This window comes from Streptomyces sp. NPDC045021 (assembly GCF_056432645.1).
In genome coordinates, this window is sequence record NZ_JBWKIQ010000005.1 from 407,984 (window position 1) to 432,081 (window position 24,098).

At 71.2% G+C, this 24,098-nt stretch carries 27 protein-coding genes; 7 read left to right on the forward strand and 20 right to left on the reverse strand.

Annotated features, from left to right (window positions below; genetic code table 11):
• Positions 1 to 63: 63 nt before the first annotated feature.
• Positions 64 to 798 (reverse strand): DUF7873 family protein, encoded by a 735-nt coding sequence (locus AC07DC_RS18665; RefSeq protein WP_478915500.1) that lies wholly within the window; start codon positions 796 to 798, stop codon positions 64 to 66.
• Between the two features lie 132 nt (positions 799 to 930).
• On the opposite strand from AC07DC_RS18665, the gene AC07DC_RS18670 reads away from it, so the two are divergent.
• Complete coding sequence (locus tag AC07DC_RS18670; protein WP_478915501.1) at positions 931 to 1,134, forward strand: DUF1918 domain-containing protein; 204 nt, start codon at positions 931 to 933, stop codon at positions 1,132 to 1,134.
• 54 nt (positions 1,135 to 1,188) lie between these two features.
• On the opposite strand, the gene AC07DC_RS18675 is transcribed toward AC07DC_RS18670, so the two are convergent.
• Positions 1,189 to 2,448 carry a glycoside hydrolase family 10-like protein gene (locus AC07DC_RS18675; RefSeq protein WP_478915502.1) on the reverse strand — a complete coding sequence of 420 codons (1,260 nt, stop codon included), beginning with the start codon at positions 2,446 to 2,448 and terminating at the stop codon, positions 1,189 to 1,191.
• 155 nt (positions 2,449 to 2,603) lie between these two features.
• On the opposite strand from AC07DC_RS18675, the gene AC07DC_RS18680 reads away from it, so the two are divergent.
• Positions 2,604 to 3,461 (forward strand): 3-hydroxybutyryl-CoA dehydrogenase, encoded by an 858-nt coding sequence (locus AC07DC_RS18680; RefSeq protein WP_138352721.1) that lies wholly within the window; start codon positions 2,604 to 2,606, stop codon positions 3,459 to 3,461.
• 57 nt (positions 3,462 to 3,518) lie between these two features.
• Here the strand turns inward: AC07DC_RS18680 and AC07DC_RS18685 are convergent, their stop codons facing one another.
• Together AC07DC_RS18685 and AC07DC_RS18690 are read right to left on the reverse strand one after the other, a co-directional pair.
• Complete coding sequence (locus AC07DC_RS18685) at positions 3,519 to 4,331, reverse strand: ABC transporter ATP-binding protein (RefSeq protein WP_478915609.1); 813 nt, start codon at positions 4,329 to 4,331, stop codon at positions 3,519 to 3,521.
• Positions 4,332 to 4,341: 10 nt separating this feature from the next.
• The gene (locus tag AC07DC_RS18690) at positions 4,342 to 5,262 is read right to left on the reverse strand and encodes an ABC transporter permease (protein ID WP_478915503.1); all 921 of its coding nucleotides are present in this window, start codon (positions 5,260 to 5,262) and stop codon (positions 4,342 to 4,344) included.
• A gap of 144 nt (positions 5,263 to 5,406) precedes the next feature.
• Between AC07DC_RS18690 and AC07DC_RS18695 the strand changes: the two genes are divergently transcribed.
• Positions 5,407 to 6,027: a TetR/AcrR family transcriptional regulator gene (locus AC07DC_RS18695; protein ID WP_478915504.1), complete on the forward strand. Its 621-nt coding sequence runs from the start codon at positions 5,407 to 5,409 to the stop codon at positions 6,025 to 6,027.
• Between the two features lie 16 nt (positions 6,028 to 6,043).
• Here the strand turns inward: AC07DC_RS18695 and AC07DC_RS18700 are convergent, their stop codons facing one another.
• Together AC07DC_RS18700 and AC07DC_RS18705 are read right to left on the reverse strand one after the other, a co-directional pair.
• The gene (locus AC07DC_RS18700; RefSeq protein WP_478915505.1) at positions 6,044 to 6,262 is read right to left on the reverse strand and encodes a hypothetical protein; all 219 of its coding nucleotides are present in this window, start codon (positions 6,260 to 6,262) and stop codon (positions 6,044 to 6,046) included.
• Between the two features lie 226 nt (positions 6,263 to 6,488).
• Positions 6,489 to 6,887, reverse strand: coding sequence for a hypothetical protein (locus tag AC07DC_RS18705; protein ID WP_478915506.1), 399 nt, complete (start codon positions 6,885 to 6,887; stop codon positions 6,489 to 6,491).
• Positions 6,888 to 6,978: 91 nt separating this feature from the next.
• On the opposite strand from AC07DC_RS18705, the gene AC07DC_RS18710 reads away from it, so the two are divergent.
• Positions 6,979 to 7,191 (forward strand): hypothetical protein, encoded by a 213-nt coding sequence (locus tag AC07DC_RS18710; RefSeq protein WP_478915507.1) that lies wholly within the window; start codon positions 6,979 to 6,981, stop codon positions 7,189 to 7,191.
• Here the strand turns inward: AC07DC_RS18710 and AC07DC_RS18715 are convergent.
• The 4 genes from AC07DC_RS18715 to AC07DC_RS18730 form a co-directional block, all read right to left on the reverse strand.
• Complete coding sequence (locus AC07DC_RS18715) at positions 7,173 to 7,655, reverse strand: NUDIX hydrolase (RefSeq protein ID WP_478915508.1); 483 nt, start codon at positions 7,653 to 7,655, stop codon at positions 7,173 to 7,175. The genes AC07DC_RS18710 and AC07DC_RS18715 overlap by 19 nt on opposite strands.
• A gap of 100 nt (positions 7,656 to 7,755) precedes the next feature.
• On the reverse strand, positions 7,756 to 9,093 hold the full coding sequence (locus AC07DC_RS18720) for a transcriptional regulator (protein ID WP_478915509.1): 1,338 nt from the start codon (positions 9,091 to 9,093) through the stop codon (positions 7,756 to 7,758).
• 385 nt (positions 9,094 to 9,478) lie between these two features.
• The gene (locus AC07DC_RS18725) at positions 9,479 to 9,673 is read right to left on the reverse strand and encodes a YegP family protein (protein ID WP_478915510.1); all 195 of its coding nucleotides are present in this window, start codon (positions 9,671 to 9,673) and stop codon (positions 9,479 to 9,481) included.
• 34 nt (positions 9,674 to 9,707) lie between these two features.
• On the reverse strand, positions 9,708 to 10,928 hold the full coding sequence (locus AC07DC_RS18730; protein WP_478915511.1) for a PP2C family protein-serine/threonine phosphatase: 1,221 nt from the start codon (positions 10,926 to 10,928) through the stop codon (positions 9,708 to 9,710).
• A gap of 491 nt (positions 10,929 to 11,419) precedes the next feature.
• Here AC07DC_RS18730 and AC07DC_RS18735 point away from each other — a divergent pair, with 491 nt between their 5' ends.
• A complete protein-coding gene (locus AC07DC_RS18735; RefSeq protein ID WP_478915512.1) occupies positions 11,420 to 11,782 on the forward strand; it encodes a YybH family protein in 363 nt (120 codons plus the stop codon).
• 102 nt (positions 11,783 to 11,884) lie between these two features.
• Here AC07DC_RS18735 and pheT read toward each other — a convergent pair whose 3' ends face one another.
• From pheT to infC, 7 genes are all read right to left on the reverse strand, one after another.
• Positions 11,885 to 14,410: a phenylalanine--tRNA ligase subunit beta gene (gene pheT / locus AC07DC_RS18740; protein ID WP_478915513.1), complete on the reverse strand. Its 2,526-nt coding sequence runs from the start codon at positions 14,408 to 14,410 to the stop codon at positions 11,885 to 11,887.
• The gene (pheS, locus tag AC07DC_RS18745) at positions 14,410 to 15,546 is read right to left on the reverse strand and encodes a phenylalanine--tRNA ligase subunit alpha (RefSeq protein ID WP_478915514.1); all 1,137 of its coding nucleotides are present in this window, start codon (positions 15,544 to 15,546) and stop codon (positions 14,410 to 14,412) included. The genes pheT and pheS overlap by 1 nt, the downstream gene beginning before the upstream one ends.
• 123 nt (positions 15,547 to 15,669) lie before the next feature.
• Positions 15,670 to 16,800 carry a sensor histidine kinase gene (locus AC07DC_RS18750; protein WP_478915515.1) on the reverse strand — a complete coding sequence of 377 codons (1,131 nt, stop codon included), beginning with the start codon at positions 16,798 to 16,800 and terminating at the stop codon, positions 15,670 to 15,672.
• A gap of 39 nt (positions 16,801 to 16,839) precedes the next feature.
• On the reverse strand, positions 16,840 to 17,703 hold the full coding sequence (locus tag AC07DC_RS18755; RefSeq protein WP_478915516.1) for a TrmH family RNA methyltransferase: 864 nt from the start codon (positions 17,701 to 17,703) through the stop codon (positions 16,840 to 16,842).
• A 146-nt stretch (positions 17,704 to 17,849) separates the two neighbouring features.
• Complete coding sequence (gene rplT, locus AC07DC_RS18760) at positions 17,850 to 18,233, reverse strand: 50S ribosomal protein L20 (RefSeq protein WP_478915517.1); 384 nt, start codon at positions 18,231 to 18,233, stop codon at positions 17,850 to 17,852.
• A gap of 111 nt (positions 18,234 to 18,344) precedes the next feature.
• Entirely contained in the window at positions 18,345 to 18,539 is a 195-nt protein-coding gene (gene rpmI / locus AC07DC_RS18765) for a 50S ribosomal protein L35 (protein ID WP_138354851.1), read from the reverse strand.
• A 109-nt stretch (positions 18,540 to 18,648) separates the two neighbouring features.
• Positions 18,649 to 19,437 (reverse strand): translation initiation factor IF-3, encoded by a 789-nt coding sequence (gene infC, locus AC07DC_RS18770; RefSeq protein ID WP_478915518.1) that lies wholly within the window; start codon positions 19,435 to 19,437, stop codon positions 18,649 to 18,651.
• 346 nt (positions 19,438 to 19,783) lie between these two features.
• Here infC and AC07DC_RS18775 point away from each other — a divergent pair, with 346 nt between their 5' ends.
• A complete protein-coding gene (locus tag AC07DC_RS18775) occupies positions 19,784 to 20,137 on the forward strand; it encodes a DUF1844 domain-containing protein (protein WP_478915519.1) in 354 nt (117 codons plus the stop codon).
• 40 nt (positions 20,138 to 20,177) lie between these two features.
• Here AC07DC_RS18775 and AC07DC_RS18780 read toward each other — a convergent pair whose 3' ends face one another.
• Positions 20,178 to 20,945, reverse strand: coding sequence for an MIP family channel protein (locus tag AC07DC_RS18780; RefSeq protein WP_478915520.1), 768 nt, complete (start codon positions 20,943 to 20,945; stop codon positions 20,178 to 20,180).
• Between the two features lie 138 nt (positions 20,946 to 21,083).
• Entirely contained in the window at positions 21,084 to 21,818 is a 735-nt protein-coding gene (locus AC07DC_RS18785; protein WP_478915521.1) for an SseB family protein, read from the reverse strand.
• 121 nt (positions 21,819 to 21,939) lie between these two features.
• On the opposite strand from AC07DC_RS18785, the gene AC07DC_RS18790 reads away from it, so the two are divergent.
• Positions 21,940 to 22,878: a serine hydrolase gene (locus AC07DC_RS18790; protein ID WP_478915522.1), complete on the forward strand. Its 939-nt coding sequence runs from the start codon at positions 21,940 to 21,942 to the stop codon at positions 22,876 to 22,878.
• Here AC07DC_RS18790 and mycP read toward each other — a convergent pair.
• Positions 22,871 to 24,088: a type VII secretion-associated serine protease mycosin gene (mycP, locus tag AC07DC_RS18795; RefSeq protein ID WP_478915523.1), complete on the reverse strand. Its 1,218-nt coding sequence runs from the start codon at positions 24,086 to 24,088 to the stop codon at positions 22,871 to 22,873. The genes AC07DC_RS18790 and mycP overlap by 8 nt on opposite strands.
• Positions 24,089 to 24,098 lie beyond the last annotated feature (10 nt).

Genomic DNA, 24,098 nt, shown 5'->3' on the forward strand with positions numbered 1-24,098 from the left:
AGCTTTGCGCTCCTCGCGCACCCTCCGCACACAGGCGGAGGGGGTCTGTTGTGGTGCGGTCGCCTACGGCCCGAGAAGGTAGCCGAGTACGGCGTCCCCGACCCGCTGGTCGGTGACTTCCGCGCTGTTGGCCTCCTCGCGGGCGAACTTGACCGCGTTCTGCAGCTTCTCCACCCGCTCGAGCAGCTCGTTGACCCGCCGGGCCGGAAGGGCGCCGGAGAACTTGACGGTCGTCCAGTAACCGACCGGCACGTCCTCGTAGTACACGTCGACCTGGGCGGGGTGCTTCTCCGTCGCCTCGGCCTTGACGTGGTTGCGCGGCACCTTCTTGGTACGGATGGTGCGTACGGGCTCGGTCTTCCACGCGTCGCTCGACGGGTCGAGGTTCCACGACTCCGCGGCGTCGAGCACCGGCAGCTTGCGGATGAAGGTGTGCAGGTCCACCAGCTGCTTCTCCAGGAACAGCAGGTACGACACGGGCACCTCCCGCACCAGCGCGCGCCCGTCGACCGTCACATCGGCGCGGGCCTCGCAGTTCGCCCAGTCCTTGGTGGCGGTGACGTCGAAGAGCCGGGTGAGGGTGACCGCGGTCGTCCGCAGCACGTCCTCGGCCTTGATCTGGACCCGGGTCGACTCGGGGGGCAGCTGTTCGCCCTCCTCGTCCTTCGGCTGGTAGGTCCGGGAGAGCCCGGAGAGCAGAGCGGGCTTCTGCAGGTCGTGATGGGAAGCGGTCAGTTCCTGATGGGACTTGGACTTGACGCCCTTCTCGACCGCGATGATCTGATTGAGTTTCGCCACACCGCGACGCTAACAGGCCGGAAGCCTCTTGATCGAACGAATATTCCCGCCGAATCCGGGCGGTAACCGGCGGGCGCGCCTAGACTTGGAAAGAATTCAGGTACATGTCCTCCTGATCAGGGGTGACCGCGGATGAACGCGAATGTGGGAGATGTCCTGCTGGTACACGGCAGGGTCGTCGGACAACACGACCGGTCCGCCGAGATCGTCGAGGTGCTCGGCGAGGACGGCACACCGCCGTACCGGGTGCGGTTCGACGACGGCCACGTGGCCCTGGTGTCACCGGGCCCGGATTCAGAGGTGCGGCACCGGGACCAGCCGACGCCCGCGCCGTGAGCGGCGCGGTGCGGCCGTGAGCGCGGCCGCTCCGCCCCTCAGTCATGCCCGGACCTAGCGCGGCACGTGCACGCAGTGGCCGTAGTGGTCGGCGACGACCCGGGACATCGCTCCGAGCGGGTCCGCCACCACCTGGGTCGACGAGTAGAAGATGTTGCCGCGCACCTGCGGGTGGTCGCGGTCGAAGGTGAGGTGGCGGGAGAGCTCGGCGGGGTCCTGCCAGGCCGCGGGCTGGCCCGCGAGGCCCACCTTGTACAGCGCCTCACCCACGTAGAGATCGACATCGGTGCCGGAGACCACGTCCGCCCACCAGGGGACGAGCTTGGCGTAGTCGGCGGCCGGGAACCCGATGTTCCAGTACACCTGCGGAACGATGTAGTCGATCCACCCCTTCTTCACCCACCCGCGGGTGTCGGCGTGCAGGTCGTCGTAGGTCTGGACGCCCGCCGTCGTGTCGGAGCCGAGCGGGTCGGTCGCCCGGTTGCGCCACACCCCGAAGGGGCTGATCCCGAAGCGGGTGCGCGGCCGGATCCGCTGGATGCGGACCGCCGTCTCCCGCACCAGCCGGTCGGTGTTGTCGCGCCGCCAGGCGGCCCGGTCCGGGAACCCCGATCCGAAGGCGGCGTACGCGGCATCGTCGTCGAAGACCTGCCCCGCCACCGGGTACGGATAGAAGTAGTCGTCCCAGTGGACCGCGTCGACCGGATAGCGCCGCACGGCGTCGAGCATCGCGTCCTGGACGAAGCGCCGCACCTCCGGCAGCCCCGGGTTGTAGTACAGCTTCCCGCCGTACGGGACGACCCACTCGGGGTGCAGCCGCGCCGGGTGGGTCGGGGCGAGCAGGCTCGGGTCGGCGTTGTTGGCGATGCGGTACGGATTGAACCAGGCGTGCAGTTCCAGGCCGCGCCGGTGCGCCTCGCGCACGGCCGTGCCGAGCGGGTCCCAGCCGGGGTCCTGGCCCTGGGTTCCGCTGAGGTACTGCGACCACGGCTCGTACGGCGACGCCCACAGCGCGTCCGCGGTGGGCCGGACCTGGAGCACCACCGCGTTGAGCCGGCGCTCGACGGCGGTGTCCAGCAGATCGAGCAGTTCCTGCCGCTGCGTCGCCGCCGGCAGGCCGGGGGCGGACGGCCAGTTCGTGTTGGCGACGGTCGCGATCCACATGCCGCGGAACTGCCGCTCCGGCCGGTCCCGTTCCGCGTCCGGTGCCGCTTCGGCCGCGGCGGCGGGTGTTCCGGTGGCGGCCCCCACGGCCACCGCGCCCGCGGTGCCGATGGCGCCCAGCGCGAAGGTCCTGCGAGTGATCTGGCCCATCCGTGCCCCCTGATCGTCGGGTGCTGTCCCGCTGATGATGGTGCGGCCGGGGGGCCGGAGCAATCCTCCGCACCGGCGGAGTAACGTCGGAGCGGGCGAGCCCGCTACCGCGTGGTCCGCCCGCTTATTCCTGTACCACAGCGAAAGGCTTACGAGTGAGCGACATCCAGCGCGTCGGAGTGGTGGGGGCCGGGCAGATGGGCTCCGGGATCGCGGAGGTCTGCGCCCGCGCCGGACTGGACGTCCGCGTCGCGGAGACCACCGGCGAGGCCCTGGAGCTCGGCCGTACCCGTCTGACGAACTCCCTCGGGAAGGCCGCCGAACGCGGCAAGATCACCGAGGAGGAGCGGGACGCGACGCTCGCCCGTCTGAGCTTCACCACCGACCTCGGCGAGTTCGCCGACCGTGATCTCGTGATCGAGGCCGTGGTCGAGAACGAGCAGGTCAAGACCGAGATCTTCCAGGTCCTCGACCAGGTGGTGACCCGGCCGGACGCGATCCTGGCCTCCAACACCTCGTCCATCCCCCTGGTGAAGCTCGCGGTGGCCACCTCGCGTCCCGAGTACGTGCTCGGGATCCACTTCTTCAACCCGGCCCCGGTGCAGAAGCTCGTCGAGCTGATCCCGGCCCTCACCACCGCCGACGACACCCTCAAGCGCACCGAGAGCCTCGTCACCGACGTCCTCGGCAAGCACGCGATCCGCGCCCAGGACCGCTCCGGCTTCGTGGTGAACGCGCTGCTGGTCCCGTATCTCCTGTCGGCGATCCGGATGTTCGAGTCCGGAATCGCCAACCGCGAGGACATCGACAACGGTATGGAAATGGGCTGCGCGCACCCGATGGGCCCGCTCAAGCTCTCCGACCTCATCGGTCTTGACACCATCGCGGCCATCGCGGATTCGATGTACCACGAATTCAAGGAGCCGCTGTACGCCGCTCCCCCGCTGCTCCAGCGCATGGTCGACGCGGGCCGTCTGGGCCGCAAGACCGGCGCCGGTTTCTACCAGTACTGACAGCTCGAAGGAATGAACAGCTGAACCGGCCCGCCATCTCGATGGCGGGCCGGTTCGTCATTTGTTGGAATTCTCGTAGGCGCTGACGACTTCCTCGGTCGGGCCGTCCATGAGGAGCTCGCCCTTCTCCAGCCACAGCACCCGGTCGCAGGTGTCACGGATCGACTTGTTGTTGTGACTGACCAGGAAGACCGTGCCGGCTTCCTTGCGCAGCTCGCGGATGCGCTCCTCCGAGCGCCGTTGGAAGGAGCGGTCGCCGGTGGCCAGCGCCTCGTCGATCATCAGCACGTCATGGTTCTTGGCCGCCGCGATCGAGAACCGCAGCCGGGCCGCCATGCCCGAGGAATACGTCCGCATCGGCAACGAGATGAAATCGTCCTTCTCGTTGATCCCCGAGAAGTCCACGATGCCCTCGTAGCGCTCCCGGATCTCCTCCTGCGACATGCCCATCGCCAGCCCGCCGAGCACGACGTTCCGCTCGCCGGACAGGTCGTTCATCAGCGCCGCGTTGACACCCAGCAGCGAGGGCTGGCCGTCGGTGTAGACCCGGCCGCTCTCCGGCGGCAGCAGGCCCGCGACGGCCCGCAGCATCGTGGACTTGCCCGACCCGTTCGACCCGATCAGACCGATCGCCTCACCCCGGTAGGCGGTGAAGCTCACCCCGCGCACCGCGTGGACCAGCCGGACGTTCGGGGACGACTTGCGGGACACGAGGCGGCCGAGGGCGGCCGTCGCGCTGCCCTTGCTGTTACCGGCGCCGTGCACCCGGTAGACGATGTGCACATCGTCCACGATCACGGTCGGGACGCGGGATCGGGCCGGAGCCGTCCCGGCGGCATGGGTGTCGGTCCCGGTGGCGCTCTTGTCGATCTCTGCGGTCTCAGCCACGGCCGTACTTCTCCTCAGCCTTCCAGAAATACACGTACCCGCCGACACCCACCAGGACCGCCCAGCCCACCGCGACCGCCCACACGTGCGGCGGCATCTGCTCGGCCGTCACGCTGTCGATCAACGCGAAGCGCATCAGGTCGATATAGACCGCGATGGGATTCACATCGAGCAGGATCTTCACGAAATACGGTGCCGACTTCGTGAAATTGCTGATGCTGTACATGACGCCGGAGGTGTACATCCACGTCCGCAGGATGAACGGCATCAGCTGCGCCAGGTCCGTCATCTTGCTGCCCAACCGGGCCACCGCCAGCGCCAGACCGGCATTGAACACCGACTGGATGAACAACGCCGGAATCGCCAGCAACCACGACCAGGTCGGCACCTCACCGGTCATCAACACGATCGAGAACAGCACCAGCATCGACATCAGCAACTGCTGCAACTGCATCAACGTGAACGCGATCGGCATCGACGCCCGCGGGAAATGCAACGCCCGGATCAGCCCCAGATTCCCCGAGACCGCCTTCACACCACTCATGATCGACGACTGGGTGAACGTGAAGATGAAAATACCCGCCACCAGGAACGCGATGAAGTTGTCCACACCACGGTCGGTACCCAACAACAGCCCGAAGATCAGGTAGTACACCGCCGCGTTCAGCAACGGCGTCATCACCTGCCACAACTGACCCAGCCGCGCGTCGGTGTACTGCGCCTGCGTCCGCGCCTTCGCGAACTCGTTGATGAAGTGCCGCCGGCCCCACAACTGCCGGGTGTACTCGCCAAGGCCCGGCCGGGCACCACTGACCGACAGCCCGTACTTCGCCGCCAGATCAGCGGCCGACAGACCGCCGTCCGGGCTGTCCAGGTCCTGCGCCGCCGCGGGGGCGTCCATATGCAAGGTCATGTGACGCGCTTTCGTTCGAGGCGAAAACGGGGAGTGAACGCGATGCGACGGAACGGATCCGTCTCGTCGTCCGGTCTGAACGGTAGAGCATTTCAAGGATGGAACGCAACCGTTCCGTCGCCACGTCGCGCTAGGCTCGGTGGCATGCCAACGGAGCCCCGTACCCCTCGTCGCGCCCCCGCGGGAGCCGCAGTGCTCCGGGAGGACGTGACGGACGCCATCCGCAGCGCCGTCTTCGACGAGCTGGCGGCGGTCGGCTACGGCCGGATGTCCATCGAGGGGATCGCCCGCCGGGCCGGCGTCGGCAAGGCTGCCGTCTACCGGCGCTGGCGTTCGAAGCTGCCGCTGGTCCTCGACACGGTCTCCGCCGTGGCGGTCCAGGGCATGCCGGCGCCCGACACCGGCTCGCTCCTCGGCGACGTCCGGTTACTGCTGGAGGTCACCGCGCGCGCCCTGCGGCACCCGGTCGCGTCGCAGATCATCCCGGACCTGCTCGCCGAGGCGGCGCGCAACCCGGAGATCGCCGCCGCGTTGCAGACGGCGCTGCGCGACACCCAGCGCGGCATCTCGGCGGCGGTCGTGCGCAAGGCGGTCGAGCGCGGCGAGCTGGCGGCCGGAACCGATGCGGACCTGTCGCTCGACCTGATCGCGGGCCCGCTCTACTGGCGGCTCGCCGTGATCCGCTCCCCGCTGCCCGCCGGCTACCTCGACAGCCTCGCTGCGGCCACGGTGACCGCCCTGAAGGCGGCCGGGCCGGCGCGCTGACCGCTGCCGGCCGGGGTCAGTGCTCGGGCGACCGGATGGAGACGATCTCGCCCTTCCAGAGCTGGAACCAGTGTCCTGCCGCGAGGAGTTCCTCGGAGGCGCTGTTGAGGGCCGCGACTCCGTCACGGGTGTGATGGCGGTCGGAGAGATAGACCTCGACCTGTCCGCGGCGTTCGCGGACGACCGCGCCGACATCGGGTTCGAGAGGGGCCAGGAGATAGACGATCCGGATCACGGTGTTCCCCACTGATGGCACGCGCGGCCGGCCGAATCCAGGCACCGGATGCGCGTCACGGGGCAACGTACCGCCCGGCCCGTACGCCGACAACGTCTGTATCAGCCAACAAACGCACGGCATCCGGCCCCGCACGGACGGGTCACCGCACGGGCCCGGCACGGCACCGACCGGACACCGCACGACCGACACCGCGCTTCCGGGCACCGCACCGGCCGGCGGCTGGCTACCGCTCCTCGGCCCGCGCCCGCTCCCACGCCTCGACCGTGGCCCGCAACCGCCTGCGCTCCGCCGGCGGCATGGCCTCCGCGTAGGTGACGATGACGCGCATGTCGTCGTCGTAGCCCTGCACCTCGTCCGAGACCCAGCCGAGGAACTGTTCCGCCGCGGCCCGCTGCACGAGCGCGGCCGGCCGGCGCAGGGCGGCGGCGATGGCGCGCAGCTGGACGGGCCCGGGGGCGGTGGCGACCTGGCCGCGGGCGAGCTTGTGCAGGTAGGGCTTGGAGACGGTGGCCCCGGTCACCGGGTCGATGGCACGGTCGGCGAGGTCCTGGTAGGACTCCCCGGCCGTCTGCGCCTCCTGGACCAACCGGGACAGCTGATCGTGGAGTTCGCTGCCCGCCATGCCCACCGTCCCAATTCGTAGACGAAACGTCTCTCAAGTGCTTCACTATTTTTACATGAGACCGGACCATCCCCATAGAGCACTCTCACCCGTGATCCTCAGCCTCCCCCTCAGCACGCTCACCATCGTCGTCGGCGGACGCCGCGCGCTGGTGCCCGCGGTCGCCGTCGCCGCCCTCTCCCTCCTGCTGCTGATCGGCGCCGCCGCACCCGCCGTGTGGTCCCGCAGGCCCGCACGGCGGGCGGCAGCGCTCCACGTCCTGAACAGCCTGCTCGGCCGCGAGCATCAGCCCAGGCGCAGATGATGCAGCATCAGCAGTGCGGCGGCCATGTTCGACGCGGGGACCTCACCCCGCGCGACCATGTCCGGCACGGTCTTCAGCGGCACCCACTCGCGCCGGTCCGACTCGAAGTCGTCCTCCGGATGACCGACGTACTCCGCCTCCTCCGACCAGTAGACGAAGTGCCGTGCGTCGGTGAGGCCGTTGGAGGGCTCGACGGTCAGCAGGTGCTGCAGCGGCCCCGGACGCCAGCCGGTCTCCTCCAGCATCTCCCTGGCCGCCGCCGCCTCGATGTCCTCACCGTCCTCGACGACGCCGGCCGCGAGCTCCCACCCCCAGCTGTCGGTGATGAACCGGTGCCGCCACAGCAGCAGCACCTCGTTCGCCTCGTTGACCACGGTGGCCAGCGCGACCGGGCGCAGCCTGATCAGATAGTGGTTGAGATGACGCCCGTCGGGGAGTTCGACATCGGCGAGATTGACGCGCATCCAGCGGTTTCTGTACACAGTTCGCTCACTAAGGTTCTTCCATTGCACGATTCCGCCACCTTCCTTTCGGATGGTGACAACATCGCAGCTCGCGTGAGCGTCACAATGGAACGCGGAGCAGCTCGTCGATGAGCCCCGCGGCCTGGACTGCCGGCACGCTGTCATAGGCGGCCAGATGGCGGCGGACCTCCGCGAACCGGTCGCGCAGACGCTGCGATTCCATACCCCGCCCCTGCTCCACCATCCGGACCGCCAGCACCGCGGCGTGATCGGCCTCGCCCCGGCGCAGCTCCACATGGGTCAGCACGGCCAGCCGGTGCACCCGTCCGCGCGCGTGCGAGGGGGAACTCACCGACTGGACGGCGTGTTCGAGCGCGGGCCGCAGTTCTCCCAGGCTCATGAACGCCTCGGCCAACTGCACGTCCACCAGCCCCGGTTGGACGTAGGCGGTCTCCGCGGGCTCCTCCTCCACCCTGATGCGCTGCTCCGCGGTCTCGGCGAGCCGACCGCAGCGATGCGCGCTCGGCCGGTCGCCGAGCCGCCCGTACGCCTTGGCCTGCATCGCGTACAGATCCGCGGCCAGCGCCGGGGTGACGTTGTGGCCCGCGGTGCGCAGCGCCGCCTCGGCGAACGCCACCGCCTGCCGGTAGTCGCGCAGATGGAGCGACTGGTAGACCAGCATGCCGACCACGCAGGCGCCCAGACCCCGGTCCCCCGACGCCTTGGCCAGTCGCAGCGACTGGTGGAAGTACCGCTGCGCGAGCCCGTGCGCGTCCGTGTCGTAGGCGCAGATCCCGGCGATACCGACGAGCGCCCCGACCGCGCGGTGCAGCTGCCGGCCGACTGGATCGGTGTAACGGCCGCGCAGCAGCGGTGCGGCCTGGGCGTTGAGGAAGCCGACGACGCGGTCCCGGGTCGCCACTCCGCCCGCGCCCCGGTACAGCTCCTCGTAGTGCGCGCGGGCGGCGTGCAGCATCGCCACGTCCGCTCCGGTCACCCGCTGCACCCCGGTCCGCGAGACGTCCATGTCCTCCGGCGGGTTCTCCCACTCCCACAACGGCATGACCGCCTTGGGCCCGGTCAGGACGGGCGCGGTCCGCACATGGGGGCGCTGCTGTTCGTCGGCGCGCCATAACGCGGTGGCGCGCTCCACGAAACCGGTCAGCGGAGTGCCCGCCGTCTGGGCCACGGCTCCCCGGTCCATCCCGATGTCGGCGAGGGTCAGCGGGCGTTGCACCAGGCCGCCGAGCACCTCGCAGATCAGCTCGGGCACCTGGCCGCGGGGGCGCTGGCCCTTGATCCAGCGGGTCACCGCGGTGCGGTCGTAGCGGAGCGGCATTCCCCGGGCCCTGCCGAGTGCGTTGATCCGGGCGGCCAGCCCCGCATGGGAGGCGCCCGCCTCGTCGAGGACTGCGTCGAACAGCGTGTTGGGTTCCATCCGGTCCCCCTGGTTTCGCCCACTGCGCGCAGCGTAGCGCCACCCCGTTCACACGGGGTGTGAGCGGAGCACCCGCATATGCCTGTCGCACACGCTCCCCCGGGAGTTGGCGGGGCGATTGACTGTGCCGCGGGTCGCCGACTCCCCCTCGTGCATTGGCGGTGACCCACCCCGCACCACCCGCCCTGCGTAGCCAGGCACACCGCGGCAGGACGGGTGGTGCGGTCCGCGACGATCTCTGGAGGCCGACCGTGACCGGTACATGCTTCCGCTGCGCGGTGAGCGGCGCCGGGACGACACGGGTCGGCACCCTGCGCCCGCGCGAGGGCGGCGACTATCCCGTCTGGGCCTGTGACGAGTGCCTGCCGGCCGCGCCCGACCCCGACTACTGCTTCTTCGTGCCGGCGACCTCCTGCACGGCGGCGTCCCCTGCGTCGCGCTTGGCGGAGTCCACACCGTTCATCGCACCGGACCGGGACGCGTACGCCGCATTGACGGCGATGATCTCGCCGTTGCCCGCCCTGAGACGGAACTTCCACCTGTCGGCCCTGTCCTGGTAGACCTCGAGCCCGCCGGTCACAGCGAGCGCCTCGCAGTCGGCGGCGCCGGGCGCATCAGCGGAGCGGCGTTCCCGACAGTGCGGAGGAACGGTTCCGCAGCGGGACACGAGCCACGGCGCGGAGCAGGACGAGCAACGCCATGTCGTCGGTCGGCCGCCCGCCGGTGTGCCGCAGGGCCGCGGCGCTCAGCGCGCGGGCCAGGGGTGCGGCGGCCAGCGCCCCGCCGATCCGCGCGGTGGCGGCCGCGGCCGCCACGGCTTCGGGGAGCGCGAAGAACGTCCCCGACGCGTTGCGGGCGTCCTGCAGCCCGTCGGTGTAGAGCACCAGGGCCTGGCCCGGCAGCAGCGCGCCGCGGTGGGCCGGCGCCGCCCGGTCTGCGTCGTCCAACAGGCCGAGCGGTGGCAGGGTTTCGCCCAGGGCCATCGGCCGCGGTCGCTCGCCCGTCGCGTACGGCCCGGTCACGAAGGGCAGCGGATGGCCGCAGTTGACCGTTTCCAGCGTTCCGTCGTCGCCCAGCTGCAGCAGCAGGAGGGTGACGAACTCCTCGGCGACCGGGTTCTGCGATTCGGTGTCCGCCACCGCCGGGTGCTCCGCGCACGACCGCTGCCGCAGATGGCGGTTGAGCGAGCGGTCCAGCCGGGACAGCACCCCGGTCAGTTCGGGCTCGTCGTGCGCGGCCTCGCGGAAGCTGCCGAGCAGCGCGGCGACCGAGTCGATCGCGGCCAGCCCGTGGCCCCGGACGTCGCCGACCACCGCCCGCAGCCCGTACGGCGTGGCCAGCACCTCGTACAGGTCGCCGCCGACCCGGGCGCCCCGGCTCGCGGAAAGGTACTCGCCCGCCACCGCGTAGCCGTTCACCCGCTGCGGCAGCGGCCGCTGCAGCACCCTTTGGGTGGCGACGGCGATCTCCCGGGTGCGCTCCAGCTCCGCGGCCATTCCCGTCCGGCGGGCGGCCATCCAGAAGCACAGGGCCACCACGGCGAGCACCGCCACTCCGGTACCGAGCCGCTCCTGGAACTCGCGGGTGCCGCGGCCGACCAGCCCGAACGCCAGCGCCGCGAACGCGACGACGCCGCTGACCAGCACGCACTGCCGCCGCCCGCTGCCCACGCACGCGATGGCGGGCGCCACGGCCAGCGCCGGCAGCAGGCTCACCCCGTCGGGCGCCACCGCCGCGAGCACCAGCACCACGGCGATCCAGACACCGGGCAGCACGTACAGCAGCACGGCCGGGAGACCGTACGGCACCCCGAGAACTGCTCTGATACGGATCATCCCGCCGGCTCCCCCTAGGTCGTGTCGTCGAAGTTTCGTCTGGCCGGCGGGGTCTGGCAGGCACGCTCGCGGCGTTGTCGTCGGTCGCCGATGGCCCCCAGCTACCGCTGGGAGGTGCCCCCACCGCAGGGACTCCTCCTCCGCCTTGCGATCGCACGCACCAGACCCCGCCGCCCCCGCCCTCCGGGCGGACGACGCTACTTCGACGACGCTCCCACGCAGCCGTTGGCGCGGTCGGCGACGAACCGCTCCCACAGGGAACGGACCCCCGCGTCGCGACCGATTCTGTCGATCCGTGCCGCACCCATGACACCCAGCCCTGCAGAATCACCCGATCGAGCGAAGAAACCTCTCGCCGGGGACAACCGCTTACCTATAACTCATACTTCTGCCTCTCATACGATCCATCTCTTCGACTTCTATGTCACGGCGACGCACCATGGGGAAGAGAAACGAATCGGCCGACGAACGACCCGAGGAGAGCGAAGACCATGACTGCCACACGCGAAGCCGCCGCACAGCCGGAGGATCTGGCCCGTCTGTTCGTGGAGCGTGCGAACGCGGGCGACGCCGAAGGGATCGCCGCCCTCTACGAGCCGGACGCGGTGCTGGGGTTCCCGCCCGGCAGCGAGACCATCGGCCGGGAGGCGATCCGCGGCGTCATCGAGCAACTGCTCCAGCAGGCGCCGCACTTCACGCTGGAGGAATCGCTGCCCACCCTGGTCAACGGCGATCTGGCGCTGACCGCGACGCGGGCCGCCGACGGGACCGGCGGCCGCGCCCAGGTGGCACGCCGCCAGCCGGACGGCAGCTGGCTGCGCATCCTCGACCGGCCCGAGTCCCGCGACCGGTAGCCGTGCGCCCGCGCCCTTCGCCGGGGCCGGACAGACGAGTGGGGCGCCCCCGGAGATCCGGGAGCGCCCCACTCGCGTTCGGTCAGGCCCGACGGCCCCGCGTCACGCGCCGCGCAGGACGGCGCCGGTGGCCGCGGTGGCCGCGGCGACGGCCGCGTCACGGGCGGCGGTCGTCTCCTCGGCCGTGAGGGTGCGGTCGGCGGCCCGGAAGCGCAGGGCGTAGGCGAGGGACTTCTTGCCCTCACCGACCTGCTCACCGGTGTAGATGTCGAACAGCCGCAGCGACTCCAGCAGTTCACCGGCGCCGGTGCGCAGTGCGGCCTCCACCTCGGCGGCCGGGACGGACGCCTCGGTGATCAGGGCGACGTCCTGCGTGGCCACCGGGAAGGTGGACACCCGGGGTGCCGGGACCGGGCCGGAGGACGCCCGCTCCACACGGTCCAGGTCGAGCTCCATGGCGGAGGTCTGCGCCGGCAGGTGCAGTGCCTTGACGACCCGCGGGTGCAGTTCACCGGCGTGACCGACGAGGATCTCCTCGCCGTCCACGACGGCGAGCAGCGCCGCGCAGCGGCCCGGGTGGAACGGGGCGTGCTGGTCCTGGCGGACGATCAGCTCGACCCCGGCCTCGCGGGCGACGGTGCGGCCGGCCTCGATGGCGTCCGCCCAGCTCGCAGCCTTCCCCCTGCCCCACCAGCCGGCCTGCTCGCGCGCGCCGGACAGGGCGACCGCGACGCGGCGCGGCTGTTCGGGCAGCGCGGCGTTCAGCGCCGCGATCTCCTCGTCGGTGGGCCGGCGGTCGACCGGCAGCCTGGGCGGCACCTGCTCGGCGCCGGTGGGCCGGAAGACCAGACCGGTCTCGAACAGGGCCAGGTCGTGCGAGCCCCGTCCGATGTTGCGGCGCAGCGTGGCCAGCAGCCCCGGCAGCAGCGTCGTGCGCATCGCCGGTTCCTCGTCGGAGAGCGGGTTGACGAGCTTGACGGTGCGGCGGCGCGGGTCGTCCGCCTCCAGGCCGAGCTGGTCGAAGGCCGCCTCGCCGAGGAACGGCGTGTTCTGCACCTCGACGTAGCCCGCTCCGGCCAGCGACCGGCCGACCCGGCGGCGCAGCTGCTGCGATCCGGTCAGACCGCGGCCGGACGGCAGCTTGGGCAGCGTCGACGGCAGGTTCTCGTACCCCTCCAGCCGGATGACCTCTTCGGCGAGGTCGTTCGGGTCGGTGAGGTCCGGGCGCCAGCTCGGCACGGTGACGACGAGCTCGTCGGAGCCGTAGACGTCGCAGCCGACCTGCTGCAGCCGGCGCACCACGGTCTCGCGGCCGTACTCGGTGCCCGCGACGCGGTCCGGGTGGTCGGCCGGGATGGAGATGGTGCGCGGCGCGGACGGGGAGATGATCTCCGTGACGCCGGCCTCCGCGGTGCCGCCGGCGAGCAGCACCAGCAGGTCCGCGGTGCGCTGTGCGGCGGCCGAGGTGGTCTGCGGGTCGGTGCCGCGCTCGAAGCGCTTGGACGCCTCGGAGGACAGCTTGTGCCGGCGGGCGGTGCGGGCGATGGCGACCGGCTCGAAGTGCGCGGCCTCGATGACGACGTCGGTGGTGCCGCGCACCTCGCCCGTCGTCTCGTCGCGGACCGCGTCCGCGATCTCGGTGTTGGCCCCGCCCATGACGCCGGCCAGGCCGATCACACCGCTGTTGTCGGTGATCACCAGGTCCTCGGCGTCCAGCACCCGCTTCACGCCGTCGAGCGTGGTGAGCTTCTCGCCGGGCTGCGCGCGGCGGACGCCGATCGGGCCGTCCACCCGGGTCCGGTCGTAGGCGTGCAGCGGCTGGCCGAGCTCCAGCATCACGTAGTTGGTGACGTCCACGGCCAGGCCGATCGGCCGCATGCCGGCCTTCTGCAGCCTGCGCTGCAGCCAGATCGGGGAGCGGGCCTCGGGGTCCAGGCCGACCACGGTGCGGGCGGTGAAGCGGTCGCAGCCGACCGGGTCGCCCACCTGGACCGGGTAGCCGTACGCGTTCGGCGCCGGCACGTCGAGGAGGGCCGGGTCGCTCAGCGAGATCCCGTAGGCGATGGCGGTCTCGCGGGCGACACCGCGCATCGACAGGCAGTAGCCCCGGTCCGGGGTGACGGCGATGTCGAGCACCTCGTCGACGAGCTCCAGCAGCGCGATGGCGTCGGTGCCGGCCTCGTGCTCCGGCGGGAGCACGATGATGCCGTCGTGGTCGTCGCCCATGCCCAGCTCGGCGGCGGAGCAGATCATGCCGTGCGAGGTCCTGCCGTACGTCTTGCGCGCGGCGATCTTGAAGTCGCCGGGCAGCGTCGCGCCGGGCAGGACGACGACGACCTTGTCGCCGACGGCGAAGTTCCGGGCGCCGCAGACGATCTCCTGCGGCTCACCGGTGCCGTTGGCGCTGCCGACGTCGACCGTGCAGAAGCGGATCGGCTTCTTGAAGCCTTCCAGCTCCTCGATGGTGAGGACCTTGCCGACCACCAGCGGGCCGGTCAGGCCGGCGCCGAGCTGCTCGACGGTCTCGACCTCGAGGCCGGAGGAAATGAGCTTGGCCTGGACGTCACGGCCGGTTTCGCCGGCGGGCAGGTCGACGTACTCCCGCAGCCAAGAAAGCGGGATCCGCATCAGATCTCCATCCCGAACGGAAGGGTGAAACGCACGTCACCCTCGATGATGTCTCGCATGTCCTCGATGTTGTGGCGGAACATCAGCAACCGCTCGATGCCGAAACCGAAGGCGAAACCGCTGTACTTCCGGGGGTCGACGCCGCACGCGGTGAGCACCCGCGGGTTGACCATGCCGCAGCCGCCCAGCTCGATCCAGCCCTCGGAGGAGCAGGTCCGGCAGGGGCGGTCCGGGTTGACGGCCGACTCGCCGCGGCACGCGAAGCACTGCATGTCCATCTCGGCGGACGGCTCGGTGAACGGGAAGTACGCGGGCCGCAGCCGGGTGGTGAGGTCGCTGCCGAACAGCGCCCGGACCATGTGGTCCAGGGTGCCCTTCAGGTCCGCCATGGTCAGGCCCTCGTCGATGGCGAGCAGCTCGACCTGGGCGAAGACCGGGGTGTGCGTGGCGTCCAGCTCGTCGGTCCGGTAGACCCGGCCGGGGCAGATCACGTAGACCGGCGGCTCGCGGTCGATCATCGAGCGGATCTGCACCGGGGAGGTGTGGGTGCGCAGCACCACGCCCGACTCCGCGCCGTCGCCGGCGGGGGCGCCGGACAGCGGCTTCACGAAGAAGGTGTCCTGCATCTCACGGGCCGGGTGGTCCGGCGGGAAGTTCAGGGCGTCGAAGTTGAACCACTCGGCCTCGATCTCGGGGCCTTCGGCGACCTCGTAGCCCATGGCCACGAAGACGTCCTCGATGCGGTCCGAGAGCGTGGTGAGCGGGTGCCGGGCACCGGCCGGGACCCGGTCGTAGGGCAGCGTGACGTCCACTGCCTCTTCGACGAGCACCCGGGCGTCGCGCTCGGCCTCCAGCTCGGCCTGGCGGCCGGCCAGCGCCTTGTTCACCGCGCCGCGGGCCTGGCCGACGCGCTTGCCGGCCTCCGCCTTCGCGTGCGGCGGCAGCGCGCCGATCTCACGGTTCGCGAGCGCGAGCGGCGACCGGTCACCGGTGTGTGCCACCTTGACCTCGTGCAGCTCCTCGAGGCCGGCGGCCGCGGCGATGGCGGCGAGCGCCTCGTCCCGCATGCGCTCGATCTCTTCGGGTTTCAGTGCCTCGACCTCGACAGGGTCGTACGACTTGTTCGGTGCCGACATCTCTTCCCGTTCCGAATTGGGTGCTGTGAGCGGCCTGCCCGACCGGACACATGCCAAGGGTCGAGTCTACTGGGGCCGCGCTGATTGGCCGGTCACGCCCATCGGACCGAGCAGGGCCATGGCTCAGGCCATGAACGCCGGCGCCCCGACGGGCAGAATAAATCGGAACTGTGCGCCGCCGCCGGGGGCCCGGCCGACCGCGATCGTCCCGCCGTGCGCCTCGACGATGCCCTTGACGATGTACAGGCCCAGGCCGGTGCCACCGCGCTTGCTGCCCCGCCAGAAGCGGGTGAAGACGCGGCTCATCGACTCCTCGGGGATGCCGGGGCCTTCGTCGCTCACCGTCAGTGCCGTACCTTCCGCGCGATCCTTGTCGGGGGCTCCCAGAAGGGAAGGTGCCACCTCGATGGTGACCTGTCCCTCGCCGTGCCGCACCGCATTTTCCAGCAGGTTGCCGAGGATCTGGTCGATCTTGTCGGGATCGGCCCACAGCGCGGGCAGCGGCTGGGTGACGTCGACGCGGAACCGCTCCCTGGACTGCCCGGCGGCCACATGGGAGTCCACATGGCGCTGGACCATCGCCGCGATGTCGACCGGCTGGCGACGCACCTCCAGGCGGCCGGAGTCGATCCGGGAGATGTCGAGCAGCTCGGCGATCAGCCGGGTGACGCGGTTGGCGTCCTGGTCGACGGTCTCCAGCATCAGTTTCTTCTGGTCGTCGGTGAACCGCTCCCACTTGGCCAGCAGGGTCGCGGTGAAGCCCTTGACCGAGGTCAGCGGCGAGCGCAGCTCGTGCGCGACGGTGGCGATCAGCTCGGCGTGGCTGCGCTCGGTACGGCGTCGCGCCTCGGTGCCGCGCAGGGCGACGACGAGCCGGCGGACGGGCCCGGTCGGGTGGGTGCGCACATAGCGCGCCGAGACCAGTACCTCGCGGCCGCCGGGCAGCAGCAGATTGCGTTCCGGCTGGCCCACCCGGATCGCGAGGCCCTTGTACGGGTCGGTCAGCGACCACCAGCGGCGGCCCTCGAGATCCTCCAGCGGCAGCGCCCGCTCGATGGGCACGCCCAGCACGTCGGCCGGGTGCAGCGCGGTGATCCGGGCGGCGGCGGAGTTGAAGCAGATGACCCGGCCGTCCTCGTCGGCGACGACGAGTCCGTCGGGAAGGTCGTCCGGTGTCAGCCCGTACTCGCCCAGGCCCGCCGCCCAGCCCTCGAGCGTGGCAGGCGTGGTGCTCTCGGTAGCCGCGACATCCATCCCGCACCCCCCTCTCAGGGCCCCCGGGCCGCAACCCTACTAGCTGGATGTGACGGAGCGGCACCCTCCGGGGGCACGCTGCGCGCGGGCGGAGGCATAGAGGCACACGGCGGCGGCCGTCGCGAGGTTGAGACTCTCGGCCTTGCCGTGGATCGGGACGCGCACCACCTCGTCCGCCAGGGCCCGGGTCTCCTCGGGCAGTCCCCAGGCCTCGTTGCCGAAGATCCAGCCGGTGGGGCCGCCCATGGTGCCCTCGTCGAGTTCGGCGTCCAGGTCCCGTACGCCGGCTCCGTCGGCGGCGACCAGCCGCACACCGGCCGCGCGCAGACCCGCGACGGCCTTCTCGACGGGCACTCCGACGGCGACGGGCAGATGGAAGAGACTGCCGACCGAGGCGCGGACGCACTTGGGGTTGTACAGGTCGACGGAGGCGTCGGTGAGGATCACCGCGTCGGCCCCGGCCGCGTCGGCGCAGCGCAGCACGGTCCCGGCGTTGCCGGGGTCGCGGACGTGCGCGAGGACGGCGACGAGCTTCGGGGCGGATCGCAGGATTTCGTCGAACGGGGAGTCCAGGAAACGGCAGATGCCGACGATGCCCTGCGGGGTGACGGTGTCGGAGATCTCGGCGACGACCTCGTCGGCCGCGGTGAGCACCGGGGCCCCGATCGCGCGGGCGGCCGCGATGATGTCAGCATGCCGCTCGGCGGCCTCCAGGGTCGCGTACAGCTCGACGAGCGTGCGCCCGGCGGGGCCGCCGCGGTGGCTGATGGCCTCCCTGACCGCCTGCGGGCCCTCGGCGATGAACCGTCGCTCCTTGCCGCGGAAGCTGCGCTTGGCCAGGCGGTGCGCCGCGGTGACACGCGGGGATCGCAAGGAGGTCAGCTCGGGCTCGGGGCTCGCCATGGGGAGTGCTCGCTTCTGGGGTGGATCCGGGGGGTGACGTAGGGGCCTGTCCGGACAGCACACGGACCCGCAGGCTCAGCCTGCGGGTCCGGGGACTGCGTGGGGGTCACTCGGGGCGACCCCGGCAGAACCCCGTCGCGTCGTTCTCAGGCAGCCTTGGGCGCGTTGACGTCCGTCGGCAGCGCCTTCTTGGCAACCTCGACCAGCGCGGCGAAGGCGTTGGCGTCGTTGACGGCCAGCTCGGCGAGGATCTTGCGGTCCACCTCGATGTTGGCGGCCTTCAGACCCTGGATGAGGCGGTTGTACGTCATGTCGTTCAGGCGGGCAGCGGCGTTGATGCGCTGGATCCACAGCTGACGGAAGTCGCCCTTGCGCTTCTTGCGGTCGTTGAAGTTGTAGACCAGGGAGTGGGTAACCTGCTCCTTGGCCTTGCGGTACAGGCGCGACCGCTGGCCGCGGTAACCCTTGGCCGCCTCGAGGACTGCCCTGCGCTTCTTGTGGGCGTTTACTGCCCGCTTGACGCGTGCCACTTGATGACTCCTTGTAGGGGACCGCGGGGGGACTCACGCGGCCCGAAAGCGATGGGATCCCGGTTTGACGTCGCGCCCCTTGATGTCCTCACGGACGACGGGGCGCGGCCGTCACAGACCGAGAAGCTTCTTGATCTTCTTGGTGTCGGCCTTGGCCAGCTGGACCGTGCCGGCGAGGCGGCGCGTCTTGCTCGACGGCTTGTGCTCGAGCAGGTGACGACGGCCGGCGCGCTCACGCATGATCTTGCCGCTGCCGGTGACCTTGAAGCGCTTGCTCGCACCGCTGTGCGTCTTGTTCTTCGGCATGTCGCCGTAGTCTCCTCGTCGCTGGCCCTCCCGTCCGCCACAGGTGCGGACGGAGAGCGTCAGTACTGCATTTCCATCCCGGAACGGTGCCCCGGGGCCTTACGCGGACTCAGTTGTCCTCGACCGGCTTGTCGGCAGGCTTCTCGGCCGATTCCTCGGCGGAGTCGACGACCGGCGCCTCGGCGGACGCTTCCGAACCCTCGGAGTTCTCGACGGTGCCGTCGAAGGACTCGTCCTGCTCGTCCGAATCGTCGTCGGGCGCGTAACCCTGACGCTCGGCCTTACGAACAGCCGCTGCCTCGCGGGCTTCGGCCATCGCTTCGGTCTTCTTCTTGTGAGGACCGAGAACCATGATCATGTTTCGGCCGTCCTGCTTCGGATTCGACTCGATGAAGCCGAGCTCCTCCACGTCGGACGCCAGCCGCTGCAGCAGTCGGAAGCCCAGCTCGGGGCGGGACTGCTCGCGACCACGGAACATGATCGTGATCTTGACCTTGTCGCCCTGCTTCAGGAAGCGGACGACGTGGCCCTTCTTGGTGTCGTAGTCGTGCGGGTCGATCTTCGGCCGGAGTTTCATCTCCTTGATGACCGTGTGCGCCTGGTTCTTGCGCGCCTCACGTGCCTTCATGGCCGATTCGTACTTGAACTTCCCGTAGTCCATGAGCTTGCACACGGGCGGACGTGCGGTCGCTGCGACCTCGACCAGGTCGAGGTCGTATTCCTGCGCAAGCTCCAGGGCCTTGGCAAGCGGCACGATGCCGACCTGCTCACCACTGGGACCGACGAGTCGCACCTCGGGGACGCGAATGCGGTCGTTGATGCGAGGCTCGACGATGCGGGGCTCGGCGCTGATGGGGCCTCCTCGGTTGCACCACGCGGCCGCCTGGCGGACAGCCACGTAACGTCTGTGTCGTCCGACCCCTGTACTCAGAACGTAAAAAACGCCCCATACAGGTCACAGGCAGGGCTCCTCAAAACCGGGAGCACCGCCACGGAACACCGCGGGGCGCATCGGGCAACGCGTTCGGCATCCGGGAGAACCATCCACCGAAGAACGCTGCCTGACCGGACCCGCCAACCTCTCGGTCGGTCGGGTGGGAGATCGGAGCCTCCACTTGTGGGCCGGGCACAGGTGTGTCCGACCGGTCGATTTGCAAGCATACCAGTGACCTGGGGAAGCCCGTAATCGGCGGGATCGTACCCGTCGACATCGGCCTGCCGCACGGTCGCCTATCGTGAGGGCCATGAGTGACGAGAACCAGACCCCCGACTTCGACGCGATGACCCGCGACATCGCGGACGTTCCCGCGGTCGAGGTCATCACGACGGTAGCGGTCCACCTGATGAGCGCGGCGGCCGTCAACCTGGGCCTCGCCGAGGAGGGCCCCGAGCACAAGGACCTGGACGAGGCCCGGAAGCTGATCACCGCGCTCGCCGGCCTGGTCACCGCGGGCGCGCCGGAGATCAGCACCTACCACGCCGCCCCGCTCAAGGACGGTCTGAAGTCGCTGCAGCTGGCCTTCCGCGAGGCGTCCCTGGTGCCGGACGAGCCCGGCCACGGACCCGGCGAGAAGCTCACGGGCCCCGTCTACAGCTGAACCGGGAGCGGACCTCCGGGAGCCGGCCGGGCGCACCGCGTCAGGCCGGCTCCGGCCGTTCCGCCCCGGCGTCGTCGGCCTCCTGCTCGACCTCCTGCTCGGCCAGCCGGAGGCCGCCGTGCCGGGCGGACGTCGGCGGGTGGGTCACATGGTGCACCAGCGCCGCCAGCGCGCCGCCGATCAGCGGCGCCACGATGAACAGCCACAGCTGCGACAGCGCGGCTCCGCCCGCGAACAGGGCGGGGCCGAGGCTGCGTGCCGGGTTCACCGACGTGCCGGTCAGCGGGATGCCGACCAGGTGGATCACGGCCAGCACCAGACCGATCGGCAGGCCGTCGAAGCCGAGCACCGCCACCTTGTGCGTGACGGAGAGCACCACGAACACCAGCAGGAACGTCAGCACCACCTCGACGACGAACGCGCCGCCGATGTTAATGCCGACCGCGGACCGGCTGCCGTAGCCGTTGGTGCCGAACGCCCCGCTGGTCTTCAGCCCCGGCACCTGCTTGGCCACCAGGAAGAGCAGCGCGGCGCCCGCGATGGCGCCCAGGAACTGGGCGACCCAGTACTCGACGGCGGTCCTGACGCCGACGCGCCCGGCGACGAGCATGCCGAGGGTGACGGCCGGGTTCACATGGCAGCCGGAGATCGGGCCGAGCGCGTAGGCCAGCGCCAGCAGCGTGAAGCCGAAGGCGAGGGCGATGCCCAGGGTGCCGATGTACTCACCCGCCAACACCGCCGATCCGACGGCGAAGAAGACCAGCAGCAGCGTGCCCAGGAATTCACAGGTCACCGTCCGCTTGTCCACGGGGCCTCCTTGCGTCCATCGCCGACCGTTCGTCCGCACTGTCTGATCTCGCATTCTCGGCCCCGGGACCGCATCGCACATTTTGGCAGACAGTGGGGCATACCGGATGCCTCGTAGCCGCGGACCGGGCCGGTTCGCTCAGCGGGCGAACAGTGGCTCGCCCGACACCTCGGCGTCCGGCCCCAGCAGCGCGAGATCGAGACCGCGGACCAGCCGGGAGCGCAGCACCTCGTCGGCGGCCAGCGCGGTGGCGATCCGCCGGGCCACCTCGGCCGCGGTCGCGGCCGGGGCGAGGACCAGGCCGAGGGTGCCGTCCGAGGTTCCCGCCGGGGACAGGTACGCGCGCAGCACACCCGGCTCGGCGGCGACGGCCGCGCGCAGCGCGCCGAGCACCTCCGGATCGCCGAGCGGGTCCACCTGCTCGCGCCCCAGGGCGACGGCGCGCAGCGCCGGACCGGTGAGGGCGTACGGGGCCGGGCCGGCCATGTCGATCAGCAGGGTGTCGGCCTTCTCGTGCGCGAGGGCCTGGAGCGCCTGGTGCAGCGGGACGGCGACCGGCCGGGCGTCGGGGCGCCAGCGGGCGAGGGACGCGACGGAGGTGAAGGCGGGCAGCGCCCGCCGTCCGTCGGCGGCCTGGATGGTGGGCACCGCCATGTCGCTGGTCTTCTCGCGGCGCAGCCCGTCGGGTCCGGTCTCGACCTCGCCCAGCACGGCGACGACGGGGACCAGCAGGCGGGCGGCGGGCAGTGCGGCGAGCACACCCGGCTCGGCGCGGCTGTCGTCGGCGTAGGCGGCGAGTGCGGCGGCCAGCGCCGCGTCGGCCGAACCGTCGTCGTCGGCGAAGCCTGGATCAGGGATATTCTTGAGCGACACGCTGTGCAGCGTATCGGGGACCCGGCCGCTGCCCGCCGACGGCCGCGTTGCGCCTGATTTCTTATGCCCTGTTCATCCGCGTCTCAGGGTGCACGCAGGTTCGATTCCTATGGTCGAGCAAATGCGAGCTCACCACCGGCACCGGACCCGTCGTACCGGCCGTACCGTCGTCATCGCGACCTCTGCGGCCGCCGTACTGGCGGCCGGCGGCGTGATGGCGGGCATCCACACGACAGCGCGGCCGCCGGCACTGGTGCACCAGGCCGCCGAGGCGGCGCCCTCCACCGGTGCCGCGCAGCCGACCGGGGAGGGCGGGGAGAGCGTGCAGCCCGAGGAATCCGCGGCGGACCGGGACCAGGAGCTGAGCGACGCGCTCGACACGGTGGCCGGCGCGACCGAAGCCGACTTCGCCGTCGCCGTGCTGGACACCGCGTCCGGTGTCCAGGCGGTGTACGGGGACGGGGCGTTCGACACGGCGAGCATCGTCAAGGTCGACATCCTCGCGGTGCTGCTGCTGCGGGCGCAGGACGCCGGGCGCGATCTGACCGTGCAGGAGAAGGCGTACGCCACCGTCATGATCGAGCAGAGCGACAACGACGCCGCCACGGCGCTCTGGCACTCCATCGACGCCGCGGACGGCCTCGCCGAGGCCAATGAACGCCTCGGGCTGACCGGGACCGAGGGCGGCGACGGCGACCTGTGGGGGCTCACCAGGACCACGGCCGCGGACCAACTGCGGCTGCTGCAGGCCGTGTTCAGTGACGACTCACCGCTGAACGCCACCTCGCGGACGTATCTACGGGGGCTGATGGAGCGGATATCCACCGGCCAGGACTGGGGGGTGACGGCCGCGGCGGCGACGGCGTCCGAGACCGCGCTCAAGAACGGCTGGCTGCAGCGCAGCACCAACGGGATGTGGGACATCAACAGCATCGGGCGTGTCGCCACGGACCGGAACACCTATCTCGTCGCGGTCCTCACCAGCGGAAACGCCACTCAGGCGGAGGGGATAGCGCTGGCCGAGGACATCGCGCAGGCGGCGGTGGGGGCGTTCACGTAGCGATGCCGTGCGACGCCCGGCGCCGCGGGCGGCGTCCGAGGCGGGGGCGGAACCAGAGCAGGGCCGCGGCGGCGACCAGGACGCCGCCCAGCAGCGCGCAGGTGACCGCCACACCGTCGCCGAGGCCGCCGCTGTCCCCGGCCGGCGAGAGCGTGATCGTCGGACCGGCGCCGAAGTACCGCCGCGCGGAGGGTGCCGGGGTCGGCGCCTCGGCCCGGGGTTCGAGCCTGGCCGCCGCCTTGAGCGCCGCGGCCGGGTCCACCAAGCCGGTGCCGACCGCGTCGCTGCGGCCGCCGGCGGGCCGCTCGCGGGTGGTGCTCTCCAGGAGCTGCTTGATCTGGGCGGGGCTCAGCTTCGGGTAGGCGGAGCGGATCAGGGCCACCGCGCCGGAGACGTACGCCGAGGCGGGGCTGGTCCCCCACCCCTCGAAGTACTTGCGGCTGGGGTCGGCCAGGACGACGTCGACGCCCGGCGCGGAGACGGAGGCGTACCAGCGCCGGGTGGAGAACGAGGCGTGCGCGCCGACCCGGTCCACGGCCGCGACCGCGATCACCCCCGGGTAGGCGGCCGGGTACGAGGCCCGGTCCGCCTGCTCGCCGCCGTTGCCCGCCGACGCGACGACGACCACGCCCTTGCTGAGCGCGTACTGGATCGCGTTGTCCTCGTCGGCCGCGGGCGCGGCGGTCGCGCTGTCGTCGCCGAGCGAGAGGTTGATGACGTTCGCACCGTGGTCGGCGGCCCAGCGGATCCCCTCGGGGAGAGCGTGTCCCCGGGTGGCACGGGCCTGGTCGCGCTTGGGGTCCTTCTCCTCCAGGATCACCCGGACCGGCAGGATCTTGGCCCGCGGCGCGATGCCGAGGACGCCCTGCTCGTACCCCGGGCCGTGGCCGTGTCCGGCGATGATGGCGGCCATTCCGGTCCCGTGCTTGGCCCAGGTGGGGGCTCCCGGGCCCGCTCCGAAGCCCACCAGGTCGTTGCCGGCCAGTACCTGTCCGGCCAGGTCGGGGTGGGTGCCGTCGACCCCGGTGTCCAGAACGGCGACGGTGACGCCCGCGCCCTGGGTCGTCCGCCAGGCGTCGTGCGCGTGCAGCGCGTCCAGCGCCCAGTCCGCGTCCCGTGCCGAGTCCGCCCGTGCCGACGCGGCCGGCAGCACGGCGAGGACGGCGGCCAGCGCGACGGCGGCGGTACGCCCGAGGGCGGTTGATCTCATCAGGGCCGAT